This window comes from Roseinatronobacter sp. NSM (assembly GCF_052379845.1).
Classification (GTDB): domain Bacteria; phylum Pseudomonadota; class Alphaproteobacteria; order Rhodobacterales; family Rhodobacteraceae; genus Roseinatronobacter.
Map to the genome: position 1 here is coordinate 200734 of NZ_JBQTCF010000001.1, position 21176 is coordinate 221909.

Below are 21176 nucleotides of genomic sequence, written 5' to 3' on the forward strand. Positions count from 1 at the left end.
CGTCATTCATGCCCCTCATGCAACGCCCCACGCGCGCGGGCGCTGGCGGCAGGGCTGGACAAACAGGGTGCATGCGGGCCATCTGGGGCGGCAACAAGGAAACGGGGGGCGCAGATGGATGTCGCAATCTTGGCCGATGCAGTGCAGCGGGGCGAACGCAGGGCGCTGGCGCGCGCAATCACACTGGTGGAAAGCACGCGCCCTGAACACCGCGCGCAGGCGGCCGAGTTGTTGGACAGGCTGGCCCGCGCGGGCCGGGAATCAATCCGCATCGGGTTGTCGGGCACGCCCGGGGTGGGCAAATCGACCTTAATCGAAAGTTTTGGCCTGATGCTGGTCGCGCAGGGCCTGAAAGTGGCGGTGCTGGCGGTTGACCCGTCCAGCAAGCGCACAGGCGGGTCCATTCTGGGGGACAAGACACGCATGGAGCAGCTGTCGCGCAGCCCCCTGGCGTTTATTCGCCCTAGCCCCAGCCGGACCCATCTGGGGGGGGTCGCGCGGCGCACGCGCGACGCCGTGGCCCTATGCGAAGCGGCGGCATTTGATGTCATCTTGATCGAAACTGTGGGCGTCGGCCAATCCGAAACTGTGGTTGCGGACCTGTCGGATGTGTTTTTGCTGCTGCTGGCCCCTGCGGGCGGGGATGAGTTGCAAGGGGTCAAGCGCGGCATCATGGAAGCGGCGGACATCATTCTGGTCAACAAGGCAGATGGCGATCTGAAGCCCGCAGCACAGCGCACCTGCGCCGATTACGCAGGCGCCCTGCGCTTGCTGCGCCGCCGCCCACAGGACCCCGAAGGATTCCCGAAGGCAATGACAGTGTCCGCGCTGGACGTGTCGGGCCTTGACACGGCCTGGGCCGAGATATGCCATCTGGTCGAGTGGCGCCGCGCGCAGGGTCATTGGCAGGCCAGTCGCGCCGCCCAGGCCCGCCACTGGTTCGAAGAAGAAGTGCGCCAGACACTTCTGGCGCGCCTGACCGAGCCCCGCGCGCGCACCCTGATGCAGGCGCTTTCCGCGCAGGTTTCCGAGGGCCAGATCACCGCCAGCCGGGCCGCTGATGAATTCTTTTCCCGCATCTGGCCGGAAATGGACAGCACGAAACCGCCGGAATCGCTTGACGCCGTCCCCGATACACCCTAATAGCGCGGGAACGAAATTCACGGCGCTGCGCAGCAGTGCCCTTTGTTATGTGGCACCCGGGCATTCATGTCCTGCCCTTATAAACAGACGAGGATAAGCCATGTCGCGCCGCTGCGAACTCACTGGAAAAGGCCCGATGTCGGGCAACAATGTAAGCCACGCCAACAACAAAACGCGCCGCCGCTTCCTGCCGAACCTGCAGGATGTGTCGCTTCAGTCAGAAGTACTGGGCCGCAGCTTCAAACTGCGCGTGTCCTCTGCTGCGTTGCGCTCAGTGGACCACCGCGGTGGCCTTGACGCCTATCTTGCCCGCGCCAAGGATGAAGAACTGTCGTCAAACGCACAGAAAATCAAGCGCGACGTTGCGAAGGCGCAGACAGCAGCCTAAAGCTGATGTAGTTTCAACAAGGCCTCCGGCGCTGCTGGGGGCCTTGTTGTATGGCGCATAGGGCTGACATGTTGCGTCTTGCTGCCCGATGCGTCCGTATCAAGCCTGCGGTCCCGTAGCTCAACTGGATAGAGCACCTGACTTCTAATCAGGATGTTGGGGGTTCGAGTCCTCCCGGGATCGCCAAGGCTTCCTTATGCCTTTGTAAAGGAGGCATATGAATGCGCAACAGGGCGGTTTTTGCTGCGCACCGTGTCAAGCGTTATTTTTGAAATCTGACGAACTTTTCAATAAATTTCTGATATCAAACAATATTTCCGGAAGACTGCCGCCTCCAACTCGTGAAGCCGGCTTTTCGCTTCCAAATCAATTTCCGTCGATTCAAGCATCCCCGACGAGACTGTTCGGAGGATCTTCTCGCTAGAGTTCGGCGGGAAACTCGTCAGAGGCCTTGATCATATCGGTAAGAACCTGATTCCGACGGGCCAGTGTTTCATGCCATTCCTGTGCCTGTCGATCTTTGAAGAACGATGCATCCGGGGCGAGCCGCTCCACCGCGGCCTCAACTTCATCGAGACTGACCCGGAAGAATTCCTTTCTCAAGTTCGCGTCATTCACCCGACGATCTGCGAACTCACGATGCAATGCAGCCTCTAGGGCCGGAGCTTCTTCGGAATAGATCATTGCATGCGTATCAAAGCTGAACGGCACACTTGCATCTCCCAGCTCTCGCACCCTGTCGTCAGGATCAAGGCGACGGGTAAGCCCGATCTTGACCACGTCTTCCCCGAATGACCCGATGTTCGAAATCACATAGACATACCCCGACTTGGTCATTTCGGCCATCGCCCGAGCCCGCTCTGTTTTTGCATGGGCCTCATCCAAGGCTGCCTGAAGTTCTGCGATCTTTGCCTCGTCGACACCGGCTTCAGAACGGGCTTTTTCCAAAAGCTGTTGAAAGCGAAGCTCCTCACGCTCAGCGGCCTCGGCTTCGGCAAGAAGTTTTTTCTCATCCCGTTCCGCCCGGGCCAATTCGGCACGTTCTTCCTTCTCGGCTTTCAGGCGTTCCCGGTATTCGTGGGTCAGATAAAGCTCCTCCAGTTTGAGGGCGACATAAGTGTCGTTTATGGTCAGGCGCATGGATTCATTGGCGCTGTTGATCTGCTTCGCCGCGGTCTGGATCCGCTTTTCCATGGCGTTCACATTGTTCCAACGGGTATTCGCAATGGCCGCCTCGCATTCATTGTTGAAGGCTCTCATGGTCAAACGGGTTTGGCGGTTGACCATGGCCTGTCCTTTCGACTTGCTGCCGTCAACGGTCCAATCAGCAGGGCAGATTGTGGCTGTCTTCGAACTGACCATATCCTTCTGACGTTCCCGCACCGCCGTAATTGCGGCCTTGTAGGCCTCGCTGTCGGAGAAATCGAAATGGGGCTCATAGACGCCGAGTTCAGCAAATGACAGGCGCTCGTCATAGATTGCGACCTGTGCCTCCAATTTCTGAAGGATTGCTCGCTTTGCGGTATAGGTCTGGCGCAGTTCAGCAAGGTCGGCTTGCACATCGGTTGCTTTGGTGCGCAGTTTTGCCACCTCATCCTCGACCGAAATGATCTGTGCATAACGTGTTTCCAGGGCCTGCTGTGCAGAAACGGCTTCGGTTTTCGCCGCCTCGACCTTTTTCCCTTTTGACCGTTCGCGGAGCCAAAGAAAAAGGAAGACGAAAGGAAGCAGCAGCCAAAGTATCAGAACAATCGTGATAGGATCCATTAAACACCTGTTTGAATGTTGAAATTCATGGGCAAACCATGCTCTGGTTGACTTAGGATTTCAACTGTAGCGGGTAGCCTTCGCGGTACCACTGCCGCTGATCGGGCAATGCAAGTACATAAATTGCCCGAACTGTAATTCGGCACTCAATCGGCAACTTTTTCTGTCGCAGCCAGTGTTTTGTTGCCGCGGGCCAGACCGTTGATCTTGCATTTTTCAGGAGCGGCGTGGCGCATTTATCGGGAACAAAACGTCTTTACCAAACGCCAAGTCCGAAGCTTCTGCCAGTAGGCGCATGGCAGTCGTTACCTGCTGTTCGCTGACATTGGCGCTGATCCACCATCCTGACCTTGTTTGTATTGTGTCGAGATGCGGACTTTTAAGATGAATGTCGACAGATCGACGGGCCACATACCGCCTTGCATGGGTTTTCTTCTCCGAGAGCCGCTCAATAGCAGAAGGATCGAGGTCGTGTATCATATCCACACACCGAGCGAATAGGTCCGCTAGGGTGACTCCCTGAACCTGCTGACCAAGAATCTCCGATTTAAGACTGTCATGCTGAGGAAGTGGCTGCGCTCGCATTGAATCCGCCGGAAAAAGCGGCTTGATTTTTTGAATTCGGTAGGCCTTATCATTTTCATCGATGGCAGCCTGCAAGGCGCCGACGACACCATTATCCATGAGATGCGTGATCGCAAGCAGGCCGTGAACAAATGGCAGCGGCAGTTCGACGGTGACACAAACGACGTCCTTTTCAGTGCTCATGACGTCTCCTCCCACTCTTGCGGCGGCGATTTGATTTGGCATTTTCCCCATGATGGACTGTGACCAAGTATCCGTCAGATACGACTGCAATGCTACCAGCCAGACGTTCAAGCCGCTGAATCCGATCTTTCAGCAGGCTTATTTCATAGAGTGCGGATTTGCGTGAAATCCGGAAACCATCAGAGCCAAAGGGTTCGCCCAATCCTATCAAGAGTTCTATGTCGGCATTGCGAAAGCCCCGTTTGTTGATTGTCACTGAGAACTGACCCGGCATTGTCACCGAGAACTGACCCACCCGGTTGTTATGTTCTGCGTGTCATGTTGGGGTCAATGCTGGTGTTTCCTTCCTCTTCTTTTTCGCCGTTTCGGAGCTGGCCTTGAAGCGATAGCTGTCATTGCCGGTCTCCAGAATGTGGCAGCGGTGGGTGAGGCGATCGAGCAGCGCGGTGGTCATTTTGGCGTCGCCGAAGACGGTTGCCCATTCGCTGAAGCTCAGGTTCGTGGTGATGATGACGCTGGTGCGTTCGTATAACTTGCTGAGCAGGTGGAAGAGCAAGGCGCCGCCGGAGGCACTGAATGGCAAGTATCCCAGCTCGTCCAAGATCACGAGATCAGTTTTCACCAGCGCTTCGGCGATCTTCCCAGCCTTACCCTGAGCTTTTTCCTGCTCCAGCGCGTTGACCAGTTCGACCGTCGAGAAGAAGCGCACGCGCTTGCGGTGATGCTCGATTGCCTGGATGCCGAGGGCCGTGGCAACATGGGATTTCCCTGTTCCCGGCCCCCCGATCAACACCACATTCTCAGCCCCATCCAGAAACTCGCAGCGATGGAGCTGGCGGACCAAGGATTCACGGATTTCGCTGGCGGTAAAATCGAATCCCGAGAGGTCCTTGTAAGCCGGAAAGCGGGCAGCTTTCATATGATACGCGGTCGATCGCACCTCTCGCTCGGCCATTTCAGCTTTTAGCAGCTGTGACAGCATTGGCATGGCGGCCTCAAATGCTGGTGACCCTTGCTCATGTAGGTCCTGCACGGCCTGCGCCATGCCCGGCATCTTCAGGCTGCGCAACATGATGACGATGGCGGCTCCAGCGGGGTCATGACGCATGGCGTGTTCCCTTCTGGGGGCGCAGCCCATCATAACGTGCGACGTTGGCCTCGGGCTCTTTGCTCAGCGAAAGTGCTGCAGGCGGCGTTACATCCGGCTGTTCAGTCGGCGTGCCATCCAGCAGCCTGTGGAGCAGGTTCAGCACATGGGTTTTGGTTGGCAGGCCCGCTTGTAGGGCTAGTTCCACGGCACGGAGCACCGCCTGTTCATCATGGTGCAGCACCAAGGACAGGATATCGACCATCTCACGATCTCCCCCCGGTTTACGCAACATTTGCGCCTGAAGCTTTCGGAAAGGTTCCGGCATCTCGAGGAAGGGGGCACCGTTGCGCAGCGCCCCGGGCTTGCGCTGAACCACTGCGAGATAATGGCGCCAGTCGTAGATGAAGCGCCCAGGTTTACGGTGTGATCGGTCGATAATACGCTCATGGGTGCAAACCACATGGCCCTCTGCTACAACGACCAACCGTTCGGGGTAGATGCGCAGGCTCACCGGCCTGTTCGCAAAGCTGGCGGGCACGGAATAGCGGTTGCGATCAAAGGTGATCAGGCAGGTGGGGGAGACACGCTTTCGCGCTTCGACAAAGCCGTCAAACATCGTTGGGAGTTGCATCAGCGAAGGCTTCTCGGCTTCCCAGACATCCGCAATGCTGCCGAGCAACATGCCATGGGCCGTCTCAGCCCAAAGTTGCTTGCAGCGCTCTTCCAGCCAGTCATTCAGCGCAGCAAGGTCCGGGAAGACTGGAGCAACTTGCCATAGGCGATGACGGGCATCGCGCACGTTCTTCTCAACCTGACCTTTCTCCCATCCTGCAGCCGGGTTGCAGAACTCAGGATCAAAAACATAGTGGCTGGTCATCGCCGTGAACCGCGCATTTACATCACGCTGTTTGCCGACGCCCACCCGGTCAACAGCGGTCTTCATATTGTCGTAGATGCCGCGGCTCGGGATGCCTTCAAAAACGCGGAAGGCGTGCCAATGGGCGTCAAACAGCATCTCATGTGTCTGCAGCAGATACGCCCGAACCAGAAATGCGCGGCTGTGCGACAGCTTGATGTGCGCCACCTGCAGTTTGATGCGCTCGCCTCCCACAAAGGCCCAGTCTTCGCTCCAGTCGAACTGGAACGCCTCACCTGGCGCAAACACCAGCGGCACGAAGGTGCCCCGGTCCGTTGTGTTTTGCGCCCGCTGACGTTCACCTTTCCATTGGCGCACAAAGGCCGCGACGCGCTCGTAGGAGCCATCATATCCTGCCTTGACGAGCTCCTCAAACATGTCCTTCGCAGTGCGGCGGTCCTTACGCGCCTTGCGCTGGTTGGCCACAAGCCAGTTTGTCAGCCGCGCCGCGTATGGATCGATCTTGCTCGGGCGATCAGGTGTCTGAAACTGGGGCTCGACGATCCCCTCCCGCAGATACCTCTTGATCGTGTTTCGCGATACGCCCGTCCGCCGTGCGATCTCGCGAATGGGCATCTTGTCCCGCAATGCCCATTTCCGAATAATCCTCAAAAATCCCATGTCTATCACTCCTAACGCCCCCGACTGCTTTGCGCAGGGGCAAGGTTGCACATGGGTCAATTCTCAATGACAATTTCCACTGTTGCCGGGTCAGTTCTCAGTGACAATCAACATGTCTTTACATCTGGGTTTTCATACTCTCGCCCCGTCAGCCGCATTTGCTGTGGCCGCAGGCGCGGCAGGTCATACACCCCTCTATCATGATCATTTCGAATGACCCGCAGGCGGGGCAGGCGCGGTTGGGTGGGGGGGTGCGATTGGGCTGGGTTTTCATTTCAGGATCATATTTCAAACCCAGACCTTCGCCCGCGATGAACCCTATCCGGATCAGGTGTTCTTCAATGACCCCGCCGATGGCTGCCAGAATGGACGGGATGTATTTGCCTTGCACCCATGCCCCGCCGCGCGGATCGAACACGGCTTTCAATTCCTCGACGACGAAAGATACGTTGCCGCCGCGCCGGAACACTGCCGAAATCATCCGTGTCAGCGCCACGGTCCAGGCGAAATGCTCCATGTTCTTGGAATTGATGAAAATTTCAAACGGGCGGCGATGGCCATTGATGACCGTGTCATTGATGGTGACGTAGATGGCGTGTTCCGATCCGGGCCATTTCAGCTTATAAGTATGCCCTTCAAGGGCATCGGGGCGGTCGAAGGGCGTGGACAGATACACGACATCGGCGCCCTGATCGGCTTGTGGTGCCGTGTCCGTATCTTCGGCAACCGACAGGACCGAGCCTGTCACATCATTGGGGCGGTAAGTGGTGCAGCCCTTGCAGCCCATATCCCACGCGGCCATATAGACATCCTTGAATGCGTCAAAGCTGATATCCTTGGGGCAGTTGATGGTTTTGGAGATTGAGCTGTCCACCCATTTCTGGGCCGCCGCCTGCATGCGCACATGGTCCATGGGGGCCAGCACCTGTGCATCGACGAAATATTCGGGCATGGGCGCGTCGCCATGCAGGCTGCGCCACATCTGAACGGCGTAATCCTCGACCTTTTCATCGGTTTTGGACCCGTCTTTTTGCAGCACCTTGCGGGTGTAGCTATGCGCGAAAACAGGCTCAATCCCGGAACTGACATTGCCAGCATACAGGCTGATGGTGCCCGTGGGCGCGATGGAGGTCAGCAGCGCGTTGCGAATGCCATGCGTGCGCACGGCCTCGCGCACGTCGTCATCCATGGCCTGCATATTGCCCGACGCCAGATAGGCATCTGCATCAAACAGCGGGAACGCGCCTTTCTCGCGGGCCAGGTCCACACTGGCCAGATAGGCCGCGCGCGCAATGGCGCGCATCCATGCTTCTGTCTGCGCCACTGCGGCATCGGACCCGTAGCGCAGACCCGTCAGGATAAGCGCATCGGCCAGCCCCGTAACACCCAGCCCAATACGGCGTTTGGCGCGCGCTTCTTGTGCCTGCGCATCCAGCGGAAAGCGGCTGGCATCAACGACATTATCCATCATCCGCACCGCCAGCCGCACCAGTTCATCAAGTTGCGCCTCATCCAGACGGGCCTGCGGGGTGAACGGGTCGGCCACCAGCCGCGCCAGATTGACAGACCCCAGCAGGCACGCCCCATAGGGCGGCAGGGGTTGTTCGCCGCATGGGTTCGTGGCCGCAATCGTTTCGCAATATGACAGGTTATTGGCGGCATTGATGCGGTCAATGAAAATGACACCCGGTTCGGCATAGTCATAGGTTGCCTGCATGATCCGGTTCCAAAGATCACGCGCCTGCACCGTGTGGTAAATACGCCCGTCAAACTGCAACTCCCATGCCCCGTCAGCCTTGACGGCATCCATGAAGGCATCGGTCACCAGAACCGACAGGTTGAACATGCGCAGGCGGGCGGCATCTTGTTTTGCGGTGATGAAATCCTCGATATCGGGGTGGTCACAGCGCATGGTGGCCATCATTGCCCCGCGGCGCGACCCCGCCGACATGATGGTGCGGCACATCGCGTCCCACACATCCATAAACGACAGCGGGCCTGACGCATCAGCGGCCACCCCTTTTACGGGCGCGCCCTTGGGGCGGATGGTGCTGAAATCATAGCCTATGCCGCCGCCTTGTTGCATGGTCAGCGCCGCTTCGCGCAGCATGTCGAAAATGCCGCCCATGCTGTCGGGAATCGTGCCCATGACAAAACAATTGAACAAAGTGACGCTGCGCGCCGTGCCTGCGCCTGCGGTAATGCGCCCGGCGGGCAGGAACCTGAAATCCTCCAATGCGGTAAAAAAACGGTCTTCCCACAGGGCAGGGTCGTTTTCCACCGCCGCCAGCGCGCGGGCAATGCGGCGCCATGTGTCGTCAACGCTTTGGTCAAGGGGGGTGCCATCCGCCTGTTTCAGCCGGTATTTCATGTCCCAGATCTGTTCTGCAATCGGGGCGGTAAAGCGGCTCATGGCGGGGATTCCTTTGGTTGGGGGGGCAGCGTGGTCCGACAAGATAGGCGCGGGCGCGGTGGCGGTCAACGCACATACCCCGCCGGCCCCACGGGCGTTGTCATGAAACCTGCATGAAGTCTTGTGTATCACACAGCCCGAAGGGCCCAGGGGCGCGATGTCTGGTTGCACATGCTGTGGCCTGTTGGCATCGTAGCTGTCAGTCAGAGCAATAAAGGCGGACTATCCGACATGGCAATCAAGACCCCGCTGGCCGATTGGGGGCCGTTTGTGCTGGCCTTGGGCGTGACACAGACCATCGGCTATGGGACAATTTTTTATGCCTATCCAATCATGGTTCCCGCCATCGCCGCCGAATTGGGGGTGTCTGGTCCGGTGCTGTTTGGGGTGTTTTCGGTGGGGTTGTTGCTGGGTGGGCTGGTGTCGCCGCGCTTGGGGCGGTTGCTGGACCAGTTGGGCGCGCCGCAGGTTATGGGCATTGGCAGCGCCCTTGCGGCTATCCTGACCGCGCTGATCGCCGTCGCGCCCAATTTCGCAAGCTTCGCGGTGCTGGTCATCTTGTTGCAAGCCATCAGCTTTGCAGTGCTGTATGATGCCGCATTCGCAACCCTGTCGTTAAAGGAACCGGCGGACACGCGCAGCGCTATTACGCGGCTGACATTGATTGGCGGGTTTGCGTCAACTGTGTTCTGGCCGCTGACGGGGTTCGGGGTTGAAATGCTGGGCTGGCGCGGCACCTGTGGGGTATTCGCCGTGTTGCATCTGGGCGTGGCCATGCCGCTGCACTTCTGGATCGCGCGCAAGGCAGCGGTGGCGCGCACGCCCGACGTCGCGCCCGCCCGTGCCGCGCGCCCGGTCTTTCCGGTTGTCGCACCCGACCAGTTGCGCCGCGCTTTTGTGCTGGTGGCGCTTGGGTTTGCGATTACGGGCATGGTGATCGCCGCGATGGGGGTGCATATGGTGCCGGTGCTGATGGAACAGGGGTTGGGGCAGGCCGCATTTCTGGTGGCCATGCTGATGGGGCCTGCGCAAGTGTTGGTCCGACTGGTCGAGGCCGGGTTCTGGCGCAATTTCCACCCGTTGAATGTGGCCATCATTTCCAGCGCGGCAGTGCCGCTGTCGTTTTTTGTGTTGTTGCTGGCGGGGCAGGGGGTTGGGCTGGCCGTGGTGTTTGCGCTGTTGTTTGGCGCAGGGCAGGGGCTGGCCAGTATTGTGCGCGGATCGGTGCCGCTGGTGTTGTTCGGGGCGGTGGGCATCGGGGCGCGGCTGGGCCGTCTGGCGGGGCTGCGCAGCGTGATGGCGGCGGCAGCCCCGTTCCTGTTTTCGGTTGCCTTTGTGCGGCTGGGGCCACAGGCAACATTATGGGTGTCCATTGCGCTGGGCGTAGCGGGGGTGGCCGCGTTGATCTGGTTGCGCGCGGGACTGCGCGCACAGCGCAGGTGGGACGCGGTTTAGCGCGGCCTTGCGCGTGTCCTCACAAATCTGAGATTGGCACTGGAAATCCCCGCCCCCCCTCATATCTGTATGGCATGACGATGGATCGGAACTCCGCGTCTGTATCTGTTACTGTCCCTCGTTCCGCACTTGGCCCGGCCTGTTGGTCGGGCCTTTTTCTGCTTGCATATCAGGTGGCAACGCCCCAAACTTGCGCCATGACACAGCCTGACAGCGCCCGGTTGAAGCACATTTTGCACCGCACGAAGGTTATTGCCGTTGTGGGGGTTTCCGCCAATCCGGTGCGTCCCAGCTATTTTGTGGCGCGTTATCTGAAGCTGAAGGGTTACCGCATCATTCCGGTCAATCCGGGGCTGGCGGGGCAAATGCTGTTTGGGGAAACCATCCTTGGCACGGTGGCGGACTGCCCGCCACAGGTGGATATGGTTGATATTTTCCGCCGGTCCGAACATGTGCCCGAAATTGTTGATGACGCGCTGAAAAACTTGCCGAACCTGCGCACGATCTGGATGCAGATTGGTGTCCAGCACGAAGGCGCTGCCGCCAAGGCGCAGGCGCGCGGTGTGGATGTGGTGCAAAACCTGTGCCCGAAGATGGAATATCAGCGCCTGTTCGGGGAATTGCGCATGGGTGGTATCAATACCGGCGTAATTTCATCGCGGCTGACCTAGCGCTACGGGGGGCGCGCCTTGGGTGCTTCCCCCCATTGTTTCGTTGGGCCATATGATCCCAGCCGTCAGAGGGGGTCGCGTTCATGCGCATTCACGCGGCCCGCCCTAACTTTATGTTGTCGCGTGTCGTTTTGCGCAAAACCGGTTCCCACTTTTGCGCGACATGCTTTAGGTGATCACATCAGGTGCGTCGCGTCCGGTATGGGCGCGAATGCCCGCAATCTGGTCTGCGGCGGCAATCACGTCTGACAGCGCGGTTTGTGCATCCTGTGCCAGCGCATCGGGTGCGGTTTCCAGCCGTTCCAGATAGACGCGCAATGTGGCCCCTGCCGTGCCGGTGCCCGACAGGCGCAGGACAATCCGCGCGCCATTGGTCAGGAAAATGCGCAGGCCCTGCTGCGTGGCGCAACTGCCGTCCACCGGGTCATCATAGGAAAATTCGTCGGCGCGTTCCACAGTCAGACCCGCGAAATCCTGCCCCGGCAGGGCGGGCAGGGCCGCGCGCAGCTGGTCCATCAGGGCCTGTGCGGCGTCTGCGTCCACTTCTTCATAATCATGTCGGGAATAGTAATTCCGCCCGTAGCGCGCCCAATGATCAGCCATCAGCGCGGCCACGGATTTGCCGGTTTGTGCCAGAATGTTCAGCCATAGCAGCACCGCCCACAGCCCGTCCTTTTCGCGCACATGGCTTGATCCGGTGCCCGCCGATTCCTCGCCGCACAGGGTGACTTTGCCTGCATCCAGCAGGTTACCAAAGAATTTCCAGCCCGTGGGCGTTTCAAAACACGCGATGCCCTTGGCCTTGGCCACACGGTCCACTGCGCAGGAGGTCGGCATGGACCGCGCAACCCCCGCCAGCCCGCCAGCATAGCCCGGCGCCAGATGCGCCAGATCAGCCAGCACCGCAAGCGAGTCGGACGGGCTGACATAGCACCCGCGCCCCACAATCATGTTGCGGTCCCCGTCCCCGTCTGACGCGGCACCGAAATCGGGTGCATCTGGCCCATACATGGCGGTCATCAGGTCCTTGGCCCAGATGGGGTTGGGGTCTGGGTGGCCGCCGCCGAAATCCGGCGATGGTGTGCCGTTGACCACACTGCCCGCACGCGCACCCAGACGGTGTTCAAGGATTTCGCGCGCATAGGGGCCAGTCACCGCATGCATCGCGTCAAACCGCACGGCAAACCCACGGCCAAACAGCGCGCGGATGGCGTCAAAGTCGAACAACGTTTCCATCAGGTCGGCATAGTCGCGGATCGGGTCAATGACATCCACGCGCATACCTGCCAGATCATGGCGTCCCTGCACATCGATCGGCACGCCGTCCCCTTCAAGGATGCGGTATTCCTGAAGGGTCCGGGTGCAGCTAAAAATCTTCTCGGTGACAGATTCGGTTGCGGGGCCGCCATTGGGACCGTTGTATTTCAGGCCAAAATCCGCATCAGGGCCACCGGGGTTGTGGCTGGCCGACAGGATCAAGCCGCCATCGGCCTTGTATTTGCGGATGATATGCGACGCGGCGGGCGTGGACAGCAGACCCCCTTGCCCCACAATGCACGCCGCCGCCCCGTTTGCCGCCGCCATGCGCAAGATCACATCAATCGCACGGTCATTGAAATACCGCCCGTCCCCGCCCACAACCAGCGTCTGGCCCGCAACCCCGCCAACCCCGTCAAAAATGGCCTGAACATAGTTTTCCAGATAGGGGCTGGCCATGAAAACCGGGGTTTTCTTGCGCAGGCCCGATGTGCCGGGTTTCTGCCCCTCAATAGGGGTGGTGGCGATGGTCTTGACGGTCATGATAGCGCGGTCCTTTTGTGGTATTCTTGGCCTGCCGGTCCTGAAAATGCCATTCGTGCCATGCGATTGGTAGGCTTCGGCAAGCTTGAAGGTCAAGGGCAGGGCCATGGGCAATTTCAGTCTGGGTGTCGAATATGGTTAATTCGGCTTCAATTTCATGACGGAATGCCAAAATAATGGCATGAAACCGGCATTCAAATGGCGCGGAAAATGGCGTGGCAAAAGGGCCAAACGCAAACACGCGGCAGGGCCGGACCCTGCCGCGTGTCAAGCTGTCGCAACATATTCGCCCTGTCAGGCGCGCACCAGCGCCTCATAGGTTTCGGCAACCTTGCGCGTCATCTGGCCCACCTGAAAATCATGCGGGCCAATCTGGCCCACAGGGGTGATTTCGGCGGCGGTGCCGGTCAACCAGCATTCGGAAAAATCGGCCAGTTCTTCGGGCATGATATGGCGTTCATGCACTGTGATTCCCATGTCGCGCAGCATGGCAATAACCGTCTGGCGGGTAATGCCGTTCAGAATGGCATCGGGAATTGGTGTGTGCACTTCGCCATCCTTGACGAAAAACACGTTCGCGCCTGTCGCTTCGGCCACATAGCCGCGATAGTCATAAAACAGCGCGTCCGAACAGCCCTTTTCCTCGGCTGCGTGTTTCGACATTGTGCAGATCATATACAGCCCTGCGGCCTTGGCCGCTGTCGGGATGGTTTCGGGCGAGGGGCGGCGCCATTTGGCGATGTCCAGCTTCGCGCCCTGCATTTTGGCGTCCCCATAATACGCCCCCCATTCCCATGCCGCGATGGCCACGCGCACCGGGTTGCGCCGTGCGGCTACGCCCATATCCTCGCCCACACCGCGCCAGGCCAGCGCACGCACATAGGCATTTGTCAGGTTGTTTGCGCGCAGCACTTCGGCCTTGGCTTCTTCCAATTGGTCCACGCTGTAGGGGATCTGCATGTCCAGCAACCGCCCCGATTCCAGCAGGCGTTCGGAATGTTCGCGGCTTTTGAAAATCTTGCCGTTATAGCACCGCTCCCCTTCAAATACCGACGAGGCATAATGCATGGCATGCGTCAGGATATGCACATTGGCATCCCGCCAGGGCACCATGGTTCCATCCATCCAGATCAAGCCTTCTCTGTCGTCATATGCCCCGGCCATGCATGCCTCCTCATTTGGCAGATTTTCAATAGTTACGCAATTTAGGTCCACATCGGTCATAATGTTGCGCGAAAACTGATGAATCGCTAGCAATTCGATCTTGGAATGTCAACAAGGCTGACATAAAATGGCGCAAAGATTAATCAGACGGGCATTCAGGGCGGGGAAAGCATGGGACAAGGTGGATCTGGAACACTTGGCGGCGAAAATCTGCTTTTCCTGACGGATGAACAGTTGCGCAAAGGCATTGAAGCGATGTTCTTTGCCTATCGTGGCTTCACGGCGGACCCTGACCGCATTCTGGCCGAGCATGGCTATGGCCGGGCACATCATCGCGCGTTGCATTTCATCAACCGCACCCATGGCACCACGGTAAACAACCTGCTGACTGTGCTGGGCGTGACCAAGCAATCGTTGAACCGCGTGTTGCGCACCCTGATCGAAGACGGGCTTGTGGACAGCCGCATCGGCCGCACCGACCGGCGCGAACGCAATCTGTATCTGACCGAAAGCGGCAGGACCCTTGAACGCAAGTTATCCGAAGCGCAGCGTGACCGCATGCGTGCCGCCTATCGCGCTGCCGGGCCGCAAGCTGTGGCAGGGTTCCGCCAGGTACTGGAGGCCATGATGGATGACGAGATTTTTCGTCAATATATCGCCCTGAAGGAGCGTCGCACATGAGCGCAGAAACCGCCGCGCATCTGTTGATTGTGGATGATGACGCGCGCATCCGCAGCTTGTTGCAGAAATACCTTATCCGCAACGGATTCATGGTGACCGCCGCGCGCGACGCGGCACATGCCCGCAGGCTTCTTGCCGGGCTTAGTTTCGACCTTGTGGTGCTGGATGTGATGATGCCGGGCGAAGATGGCATAAGCCTGACACGCCATATATGCACCGATACCGCGATGCCGGTTTTACTGCTGACCGCCAAGGGCGAGGCCGAGGACAGGATTTCAGGGTTCGAAGCGGGGGCCGATGACTATTTGCCCAAACCGTTTGAACCGCGTGAATTGTTGCTGCGCATCAACGCCATTCTGCGCCGCCGCCCGCAACCCGCCGCAACCGAGGTGCTGCCCCAGGTGCTGATCATGGGACCGCTGCGCTATGATCTGGAACGCGGTGAATTGAAACGCGGGGACACTGTTATCCGGCTGACCCAGACCGAAGCCACCATCATGCGCTTTTTCTGCGAACGTCCCGGCGAGGTGATCCGCCGCGAGGCCTTGGTCGACCATCTGGGCCGCGACCGGGCCGGGCACAGCGCGGTAGTCGGGCAGGATCGCGCGGTGGATGTGCAGATTACACGCCTGCGCCGCAAGATTGAACATGACCCCAAAACCCCCCGACACCTGCAAACTGTCCGGGGCGCAGGGTATATGCTGGTCGCGGATTGAACGCCGCAATCGCGCCGCCCATGGGGCGCTTTGCGCAGCCCCCCAGCGGCAGGGCAGGGCAAAAGCGGGGTTTCTAAGCCCGTTGAAAGCAGGTAAAGCTGCCCAAAATCAGACGGAAGCCCAGAACCGTGTCCAGCCTGTCCAACCCCAGCAGACGTGAAACCCAACGCCGCAATGATTGGGTCATTGCCCATTGGTTATGGCGCAACTTCGTGCGTCACCGCCTGAAATTCATCGGGGTGGCTGTTGCGTTCATGGTCATCGAGGCGCTGATGCTGGGCGCGCTGAGCTATCTTATCCAGCCCATGTTCGATGATGTGATGATCGCGGGCGACCGGGGCAGCCTGTATTGGGTCGCCATGGGGATGGCGGCGGTGTTTTTCGGGCGCGGTCTGGCGCGGCTGGCGCATAAATCCGTGATGGTCATTCAGGCCGAAGGCGCCGTTGCCGAATTGCAGACCATGCTTCTGGGCCATCTGATGCGGCTGGACCAAAGTTTCTTCAAGCTGCATGCGCCGGGCATCCTGATTGAACGTGTGCGCGGGGATTCCTATGCCGTGGGGGGGCTGTTTCAGGGGCTGATCACCGGGTTTGGCCGCGACGGGGCGGCCGTGATTGTGCTGTTTGGGGTCGCGCTGTGGACAGACTGGCAATGGACACTGGTTGCGCTTGTGGCCATTCCGCTTCTTGTGCTGCCGTTGCTATGGCTGCAGCGCCTTATCCGCCGGCGCAGCAAGGAATCGCGCGTGGCCGCCGCCAATTGCTCCAACCGTCTGGATGAGGCGTTTCACGGGATTTCCACCATCCAGCTGACCGGAACCGAAACCCGCGAATTGTCGCGGTTTCAGTCGGTCATGCGCGAATATGTGCGCAAGGCCGTGCGCGCCGCAATTGGCCATGCGGCGGTGCCCACGGTCATGGATTTCGGCGCGGCCATCGGTTTTGCCATGGTGCTGATCTATGGCGGGATGCAGATTATTGACGGCACGCGCACTGTCGGGCAGTTCATGTCATTCTTCACTGCGCTTGGGTTGCTGTTTGACCCGATGCGCCGCTTTTCCGCGCTAAGTGCAGAATGGCAGACCTTGCTTGCGTCACTGGAACGCACGCATGGCTTGTTGCAGGTTCAGGCCAAGGTCACGAACCCACCCGCGCCGCGCGCCGCTGTGCCGCCCCGCGCGCAGGCCGATGTCACGTTTCAGGATGTGGAATTTTCGTATGATGCCGAACCCGTCTTGCGCGGGCTGTCCTTCGCGGCGGCGGCAGGCAAGACGACGGCTATTGTGGGGCCGTCAGGGGCCGGGAAATCCACTGTGTTTTCCTTGCTGACGCGCCTTGCAGATGTCACATCCGGCCAGGTGTTGCTGGGCGGTCAGGACATCCGGACCATGGATCTGGTGCAATTGCGCCAGTGCTTCGCGGTGGTCAGTCAGGATACGGCGCTGTTTGACGAATCAATCCGTGACAATGTGACCATGGGCGCCGAAAATGTGTCCGATGCGGCATTGAAGGCGGCCTTGCGCGCCGCCCATGTTGATGATTTTCTGTCGCTTATGCCGCAAGGTGTCGATACCTCCGCTGGTCCGCGCGGGTCGTCGCTGTCGGGTGGGCAGCGCCAGCGGGTGGCGATTGCGCGCGCGCTGCTGCGCGATGCGCCGGTGTTGCTGCTGGACGAAGCGACAAGCGCACTGGACGCGAAATCCGAAGCGTTCGTGCAGGAAGCGCTGAACAAGCTTGCGGCAGGGCGCACGACAATCGTGATTGCCCACAGGCTGTCCACTGTGCGCAATGCCGACAAGATTGTGGTCATGGACCGTGGCCGCGTGGTCGAGCAGGGCAGCCATGCCGAATTGCTGGCCCTTGGCGGGGCCTATGCGCGGCTATATGCAATCCAGTTCGGGGATCAGCCCGAATAAGCCAGTGTCGCGGTCCCTGCGCCCGGAGTGCTGCGCTTCCAGATTGCAAATCGCGCCCTGCTGACGCATAACCCCCCAAACTGCGAGTGGAATGTTTGATGAATTATCTGGAATTCGAAAAACCGCTGGCCGAGATTGAAGGCAAGGCAACCGAATTGCGGGCCATGGCTGCGGCCAACCCCGAAACTGATCTTGCCAAAGAAGCGGCCGCGCTGGACCAGAAGGCGCAAAAGCTGCTGGTGGACCTGTATAAGAACCTGACGCCATGGCGGAAATGTCAGGTTGCCCGCCATCCTGACAGGCCGCATTGCAAGGATTATGTCGATGCCTTGTTTGATGAATTCACATCCCTTGCCGGGGATCGCGGCTTCGCCGAAGATGAAGCAGTCATCGGGGGACTTGCACGCCTGAAGGGGCGTGCAGTCGTGGTGATCGGTCAGGAAAAAGGCCATGATACCCAAAGCCGCTTGCGGCGCAATTTCGGCATGGCCCGCCCCGAAGGCTACCGCAAGGCCATACGCCTGATGGACATCGCCCAGCGTTTTGGCCTGCCGGTCATTACCCTTGTGGACACGCCCGGTGCCTATCCGGGCAAGGGGGCGGAAGAACGCGGTCAGGCCGAAGCGATTGCGCGCTGCACCCAGAAATGCCTAAGCCTTGGTGTGCCGCTGGTGTCTGTCATCATCGGCGAAGGCGGGTCTGGCGGGGCTGTGGCCTTTGCCACTGCAAACCGCATCGCCATGCTGGAACATTCCGTCTATTCGGTGATCAGCCCCGAAGGCTGCGCGTCCATCCTTTGGAAGGATTCCGACAAAATGCGCGAAGCGGCCGAAGCGCTGCGATTGACAGCGCAGGACCTGAAGAAGCTGGATGTCATTGACCGGATTATCCCCGAACCGCTGGGCGGTGCACAGCGCGACCGGGACGCCATGATCAAGGGCGTGGGGGCTGCATTGGACGCCATGCTGGGCGAGTTGGACGGCAAGGATGCGGCGGCGCTGAAACAGGACCGGCGCAAGAAATTCCTGAACATGGGCGCAAAGGGGCTGTCAGCCTGACACCCCCCTTTTCCATCTGCCGATGATGATCAGGCGTTCACATCCACCACAACACGCCCCCTGACGCCCCCTTTCAGAATATCGGCGGCCAGCGCTGGCAGGTCGGACAATGTTGCAGGCTGGATCATCATGTCCAGCTTGTTTATGGGCAGGTCGCGGGCAAGCCGTTCCCACGCCCGCAGGCGGTTGTCATAGGGCTGCATCACGGAATCAATGCCCAACAGATTGACCCCGCGCAGCAAGAAGGGAATGACTGTTGCAGGCAGGTTTGCGCCGCCCGCCAGCCCGACCGCTGCGACAGAACCGCCATAGTGTATTTGCCCCAGCACGCGCGCCAGCATCGCGCCGCCGACCGTGTCCACACAGCCCGCCCAGTTTTCCGATTCCAGCGGGCGTTTCACGGTTTCGTTCAGCGTTTCGCGCGCAACGATCTGGCTGGCCCCAAGATCGCGCAAATAGGGTTCCGCGTCTGGCCTGCCGGTCACGGCGGCAACCTCATGGCCCAGCGCGGCCAGCAAGGCTATGGCAACAGACCCAACACCGCCCGCCGCGCCCGTCACCAGAACAGGGGCCTTGGCCGTGGTCAGGCCGTGATCTTCCAGCGCCATGACCGCCAGCATGGCGGTAAACCCCGCAGTGCCAATGGCCATTGCCTGACGGGTGGTCAGGCCCGCAGGCAGCGGCACCAGCCAGTCCGCGCGCACACGCGCCTTTTGTGCATAGCCGCCCCAATGGGTTTCCCCCACACGCCAGCCGGTCAGAACCACCTTGTCGCCGGGGGCATAGCGCGGGTCGTCACTGGCAGCGACAGTGCCCGCGAAATCAATGCCCGGCACATGCGGATAGCTGCGCACCAAGCCGCCACCGGGACCAACACACAGCCCGTCCTTGTAGTTCAGCGTCGAATATTCCACCGCGACAGTTACATCCCCTGCGGGCAGCGCGTCTTCTGTCAGGGTCTGGATGCTGGCATGGGGTTTTCCATCCGCATTCTTATCGACGACAAGTGCCTTGAAGCTCATGATTGGTCCTTTCAGGTTCCGCGCTGCGCCTTCCGCCTTGGACAGCGGCCCCGCATCTTCTATGCTTGGCATAGCAAACTGGCGTATCTGTGACAAACCTTCAATATCGGGAATACCGTTTGTGCAGGGGCGTTTGATGCGCAGGCGTGGCATATCTTGATGGTGCGCGCAGGACACACCGCCGGGGGCAGCCCGGCAGATTGGGCAGGAATGGTATCGGTTCCCACCATAGCGGCAATCCGGTTTGGCGCGGGTCTGGCGCAGCATTTGCCTGCGCCCGGCCATGCGGGCATCTTGTATGACAGCCTGATGGCCGAAGCGCGCGCGCAATTTCCGCCCGAACCCTTCGCCGACCGCCTGACGCGCCTGCAAACGCGCACCACCTTGTTGCAGGCCAGCCGCGCTGCGGACACAACGCCCGCCCGCCGCGCCGAATTCGAGCGCGCGCATCAGGCCCTGCGCGACGCCAGTTTCGCCGATCTGCGCGCCAGCATTGCGGAATTGGCCTATGCGCGCACCGGCTTTCATGAACGCCTGACGCGGTTCTGGGCCAATCACTTCGCGGCCATGGGGCTGGGCGGGGCGCTGGCGCGCACGCGCAGCGCCTATATTGATGCCGCCATCAGGCCCCATGTCACAGCCCGTTTTTCCGATATGCTGCGCGCGGCGGTGCTGCATCCGGTGATGCTGGTGTATCTGGACCAGTTCCGGTCCGTCGGGCCGAACAGTCCCGTGGGCCGGCGGCAAGGGCGGGGGGTGAATGAAAACCTTGCACGCGAAATTCTTGAACTGCACACGCTGGGCGATACGCGCCATTTCACCCAAGGGGATGTCAGCCAGTTCGCCCTGTTGTTGACGGGGCTTACCGTCACCCCGCAACATGACTTCCTGTTTGACCCGCGCATTGCCGAACCGGGCATCCTGAGGGTTTTGGGCACAGGCTACGGCGCGCGCCGCGCCGGGCTGGAGCATATTACCCATGCGCTGGACGATCTGGCCCGCCGCCCCGAAACGGCCCTTCATATCGCGCGCAAACTGGCCCGCCATTTCATAGCCGATGACCCTGACGCGCAACTGGTCGCCCATATTGCGGCGGCGTTCAGCCAAAGTGGGGGCGATCTGATGGTGTGCTACCGCGCGCTGCTGGAACACCCCGCCGCATGGGCAAGCCCCTTGGCCAAGACCCGCGCGCCCGTGGAATTCATGGCAGCCGCCTTGCGCGCGCTGAATGTCCCGCGCGACGGGTTTCTGGCGCTGCCATCACGGCGCACACGGCTAGACCTGGCAGATCCGCTGCAGAATATGGGCGAAGCGTTCGAAACTGTGCCCAGCCCGGCGGGCTATGACGACAGCGCCGCTTATTGGGTAACCCCGCAGGCGCTTGCGGCGCGCATTGGCTGGGCCATGGCGCTGGTGCAGCGCTGGCCGGACGGGCCGGACCCGCGCGCATTTGTGGATGTGGCGCTGGGGGATGCGGCGTCAGACGCGCTGCGCCGTGCCGCCCAAGGGGCCGAAACCCGCGCACAGGGGCTTGCGGTCATTCTGGCCTCGCCTGCGTTCAACCGCAGATGACAGCAAGGGACACGC

The 21176-nt window shown here is 60.2% G+C and carries 17 protein-coding genes and 1 tRNA gene; 10 read left to right on the forward strand and 8 right to left on the reverse strand.

All coding sequences use genetic code 11. The annotated features are described in order from the left end of the window. The first annotated feature begins 114 nt into the window (after window positions 1-114). From meaB to ACTZWY_RS00955, 3 genes are all read left to right on the forward strand, one after another. Window positions 115-1143: a methylmalonyl Co-A mutase-associated GTPase MeaB gene (gene meaB, locus ACTZWY_RS00945; protein ID WP_444788789.1), complete on the forward strand. Its 1029-nt coding sequence runs from the start codon at window positions 115-117 to the stop codon at window positions 1141-1143. Window positions 1144-1243: 100 nt separating this feature from the next. Then, window positions 1244-1531: a 50S ribosomal protein L28 gene (rpmB, locus tag ACTZWY_RS00950; protein WP_277805650.1), complete on the forward strand. Its 288-nt coding sequence runs from the start codon at window positions 1244-1246 to the stop codon at window positions 1529-1531. A gap of 109 nt (window positions 1532-1640) precedes the next feature. Further along, window positions 1641-1717 (forward strand) — tRNA-Arg (locus ACTZWY_RS00955). 234 nt (window positions 1718-1951) lie between these two features. On the opposite strand, the gene ACTZWY_RS00960 is transcribed toward ACTZWY_RS00955, so the two are convergent. The 5 genes from ACTZWY_RS00960 to ACTZWY_RS00980 all read right to left on the reverse strand — a co-directional run bounded on the left by ACTZWY_RS00960 (window position 1952) and on the right by ACTZWY_RS00980 (window position 9106). Next, entirely contained in the window at window positions 1952-3298 is a 1347-nt protein-coding gene (locus ACTZWY_RS00960; protein WP_444788790.1) for a DUF4041 domain-containing protein, read from the reverse strand. 216 nt (window positions 3299-3514) lie between these two features. Further along, window positions 3515-4066 (reverse strand): hypothetical protein, encoded by a 552-nt coding sequence (locus tag ACTZWY_RS00965; protein WP_444788791.1) that lies wholly within the window; start codon window positions 4064-4066, stop codon window positions 3515-3517. A gap of 316 nt (window positions 4067-4382) precedes the next feature. After that, a complete protein-coding gene (gene istB / locus ACTZWY_RS00970) occupies window positions 4383-5174 on the reverse strand; it encodes an IS21-like element helper ATPase IstB (RefSeq protein WP_444788792.1) in 792 nt (263 codons plus the stop codon). Beyond that, complete coding sequence (gene istA / locus ACTZWY_RS00975) at window positions 5164-6693, reverse strand: IS21 family transposase (RefSeq protein ID WP_444788793.1); 1530 nt, start codon at window positions 6691-6693, stop codon at window positions 5164-5166. The genes istB and istA overlap by 11 nt, the downstream gene beginning before the upstream one ends. A 148-nt stretch (window positions 6694-6841) precedes the next feature. After that, window positions 6842-9106 carry an adenosylcobalamin-dependent ribonucleoside-diphosphate reductase gene (locus ACTZWY_RS00980; protein WP_444788794.1) on the reverse strand — a complete coding sequence of 755 codons (2265 nt, stop codon included), beginning with the start codon at window positions 9104-9106 and terminating at the stop codon, window positions 6842-6844. Between the two features lie 231 nt (window positions 9107-9337). On the opposite strand from ACTZWY_RS00980, the gene ACTZWY_RS00985 reads away from it, so the two are divergent. Beyond that, window positions 9338-10561 carry an MFS transporter gene (locus tag ACTZWY_RS00985; RefSeq protein ID WP_444788795.1) on the forward strand — a complete coding sequence of 408 codons (1224 nt, stop codon included), beginning with the start codon at window positions 9338-9340 and terminating at the stop codon, window positions 10559-10561. Between the two features lie 197 nt (window positions 10562-10758). Then, window positions 10759-11232, forward strand: a complete 474-nt coding sequence (locus ACTZWY_RS00990; protein ID WP_444788796.1) for a CoA-binding protein — start codon at window positions 10759-10761, stop codon at window positions 11230-11232. 168 nt (window positions 11233-11400) lie between these two features. On the opposite strand, the gene ACTZWY_RS00995 is transcribed toward ACTZWY_RS00990, so the two are convergent. Next, window positions 11401-13032 (reverse strand): alpha-D-glucose phosphate-specific phosphoglucomutase, encoded by a 1632-nt coding sequence (locus ACTZWY_RS00995; protein WP_444788797.1) that lies wholly within the window; start codon window positions 13030-13032, stop codon window positions 11401-11403. Window positions 13033-13326: 294 nt separating this feature from the next. Further along, window positions 13327-14196, reverse strand: a complete 870-nt coding sequence (locus ACTZWY_RS01000) for a branched-chain amino acid aminotransferase (RefSeq protein ID WP_444788798.1) — start codon at window positions 14194-14196, stop codon at window positions 13327-13329. A gap of 171 nt (window positions 14197-14367) precedes the next feature. Between ACTZWY_RS01000 and ACTZWY_RS01005 the strand changes: the two genes are divergently transcribed. From ACTZWY_RS01005 to ACTZWY_RS01020, 4 genes are all read left to right on the forward strand, one after another. Beyond that, the gene (locus tag ACTZWY_RS01005; protein ID WP_444788799.1) at window positions 14368-14877 is read left to right on the forward strand and encodes a MarR family winged helix-turn-helix transcriptional regulator; all 510 of its coding nucleotides are present in this window, start codon (window positions 14368-14370) and stop codon (window positions 14875-14877) included. Then, window positions 14874-15593, forward strand: coding sequence for a response regulator (locus ACTZWY_RS01010; protein WP_444788800.1), 720 nt, complete (start codon window positions 14874-14876; stop codon window positions 15591-15593). Before ACTZWY_RS01005 ends, ACTZWY_RS01010 begins: the two co-directional genes overlap by 4 nt. Before the next feature lie 128 nt (window positions 15594-15721). Beyond that, window positions 15722-17509 (forward strand): ABC transporter ATP-binding protein, encoded by a 1788-nt coding sequence (locus tag ACTZWY_RS01015; RefSeq protein ID WP_444788801.1) that lies wholly within the window; start codon window positions 15722-15724, stop codon window positions 17507-17509. Window positions 17510-17607: 98 nt separating this feature from the next. Further along, window positions 17608-18567 carry an acetyl-CoA carboxylase carboxyltransferase subunit alpha gene (locus ACTZWY_RS01020; RefSeq protein WP_444788802.1) on the forward strand — a complete coding sequence of 320 codons (960 nt, stop codon included), beginning with the start codon at window positions 17608-17610 and terminating at the stop codon, window positions 18565-18567. A gap of 29 nt (window positions 18568-18596) precedes the next feature. Here the strand turns inward: ACTZWY_RS01020 and ACTZWY_RS01025 are convergent, their stop codons facing one another. Then, window positions 18597-19589 carry an MDR family oxidoreductase gene (locus tag ACTZWY_RS01025; protein WP_444788803.1) on the reverse strand — a complete coding sequence of 331 codons (993 nt, stop codon included), beginning with the start codon at window positions 19587-19589 and terminating at the stop codon, window positions 18597-18599. Window positions 19590-19799: 210 nt separating this feature from the next. Between ACTZWY_RS01025 and ACTZWY_RS01030 the strand changes: the two genes are divergently transcribed. Further along, complete coding sequence (locus tag ACTZWY_RS01030) at window positions 19800-21161, forward strand: DUF1800 domain-containing protein (RefSeq protein ID WP_444788804.1); 1362 nt, start codon at window positions 19800-19802, stop codon at window positions 21159-21161. Window positions 21162-21176 lie beyond the last annotated feature (15 nt).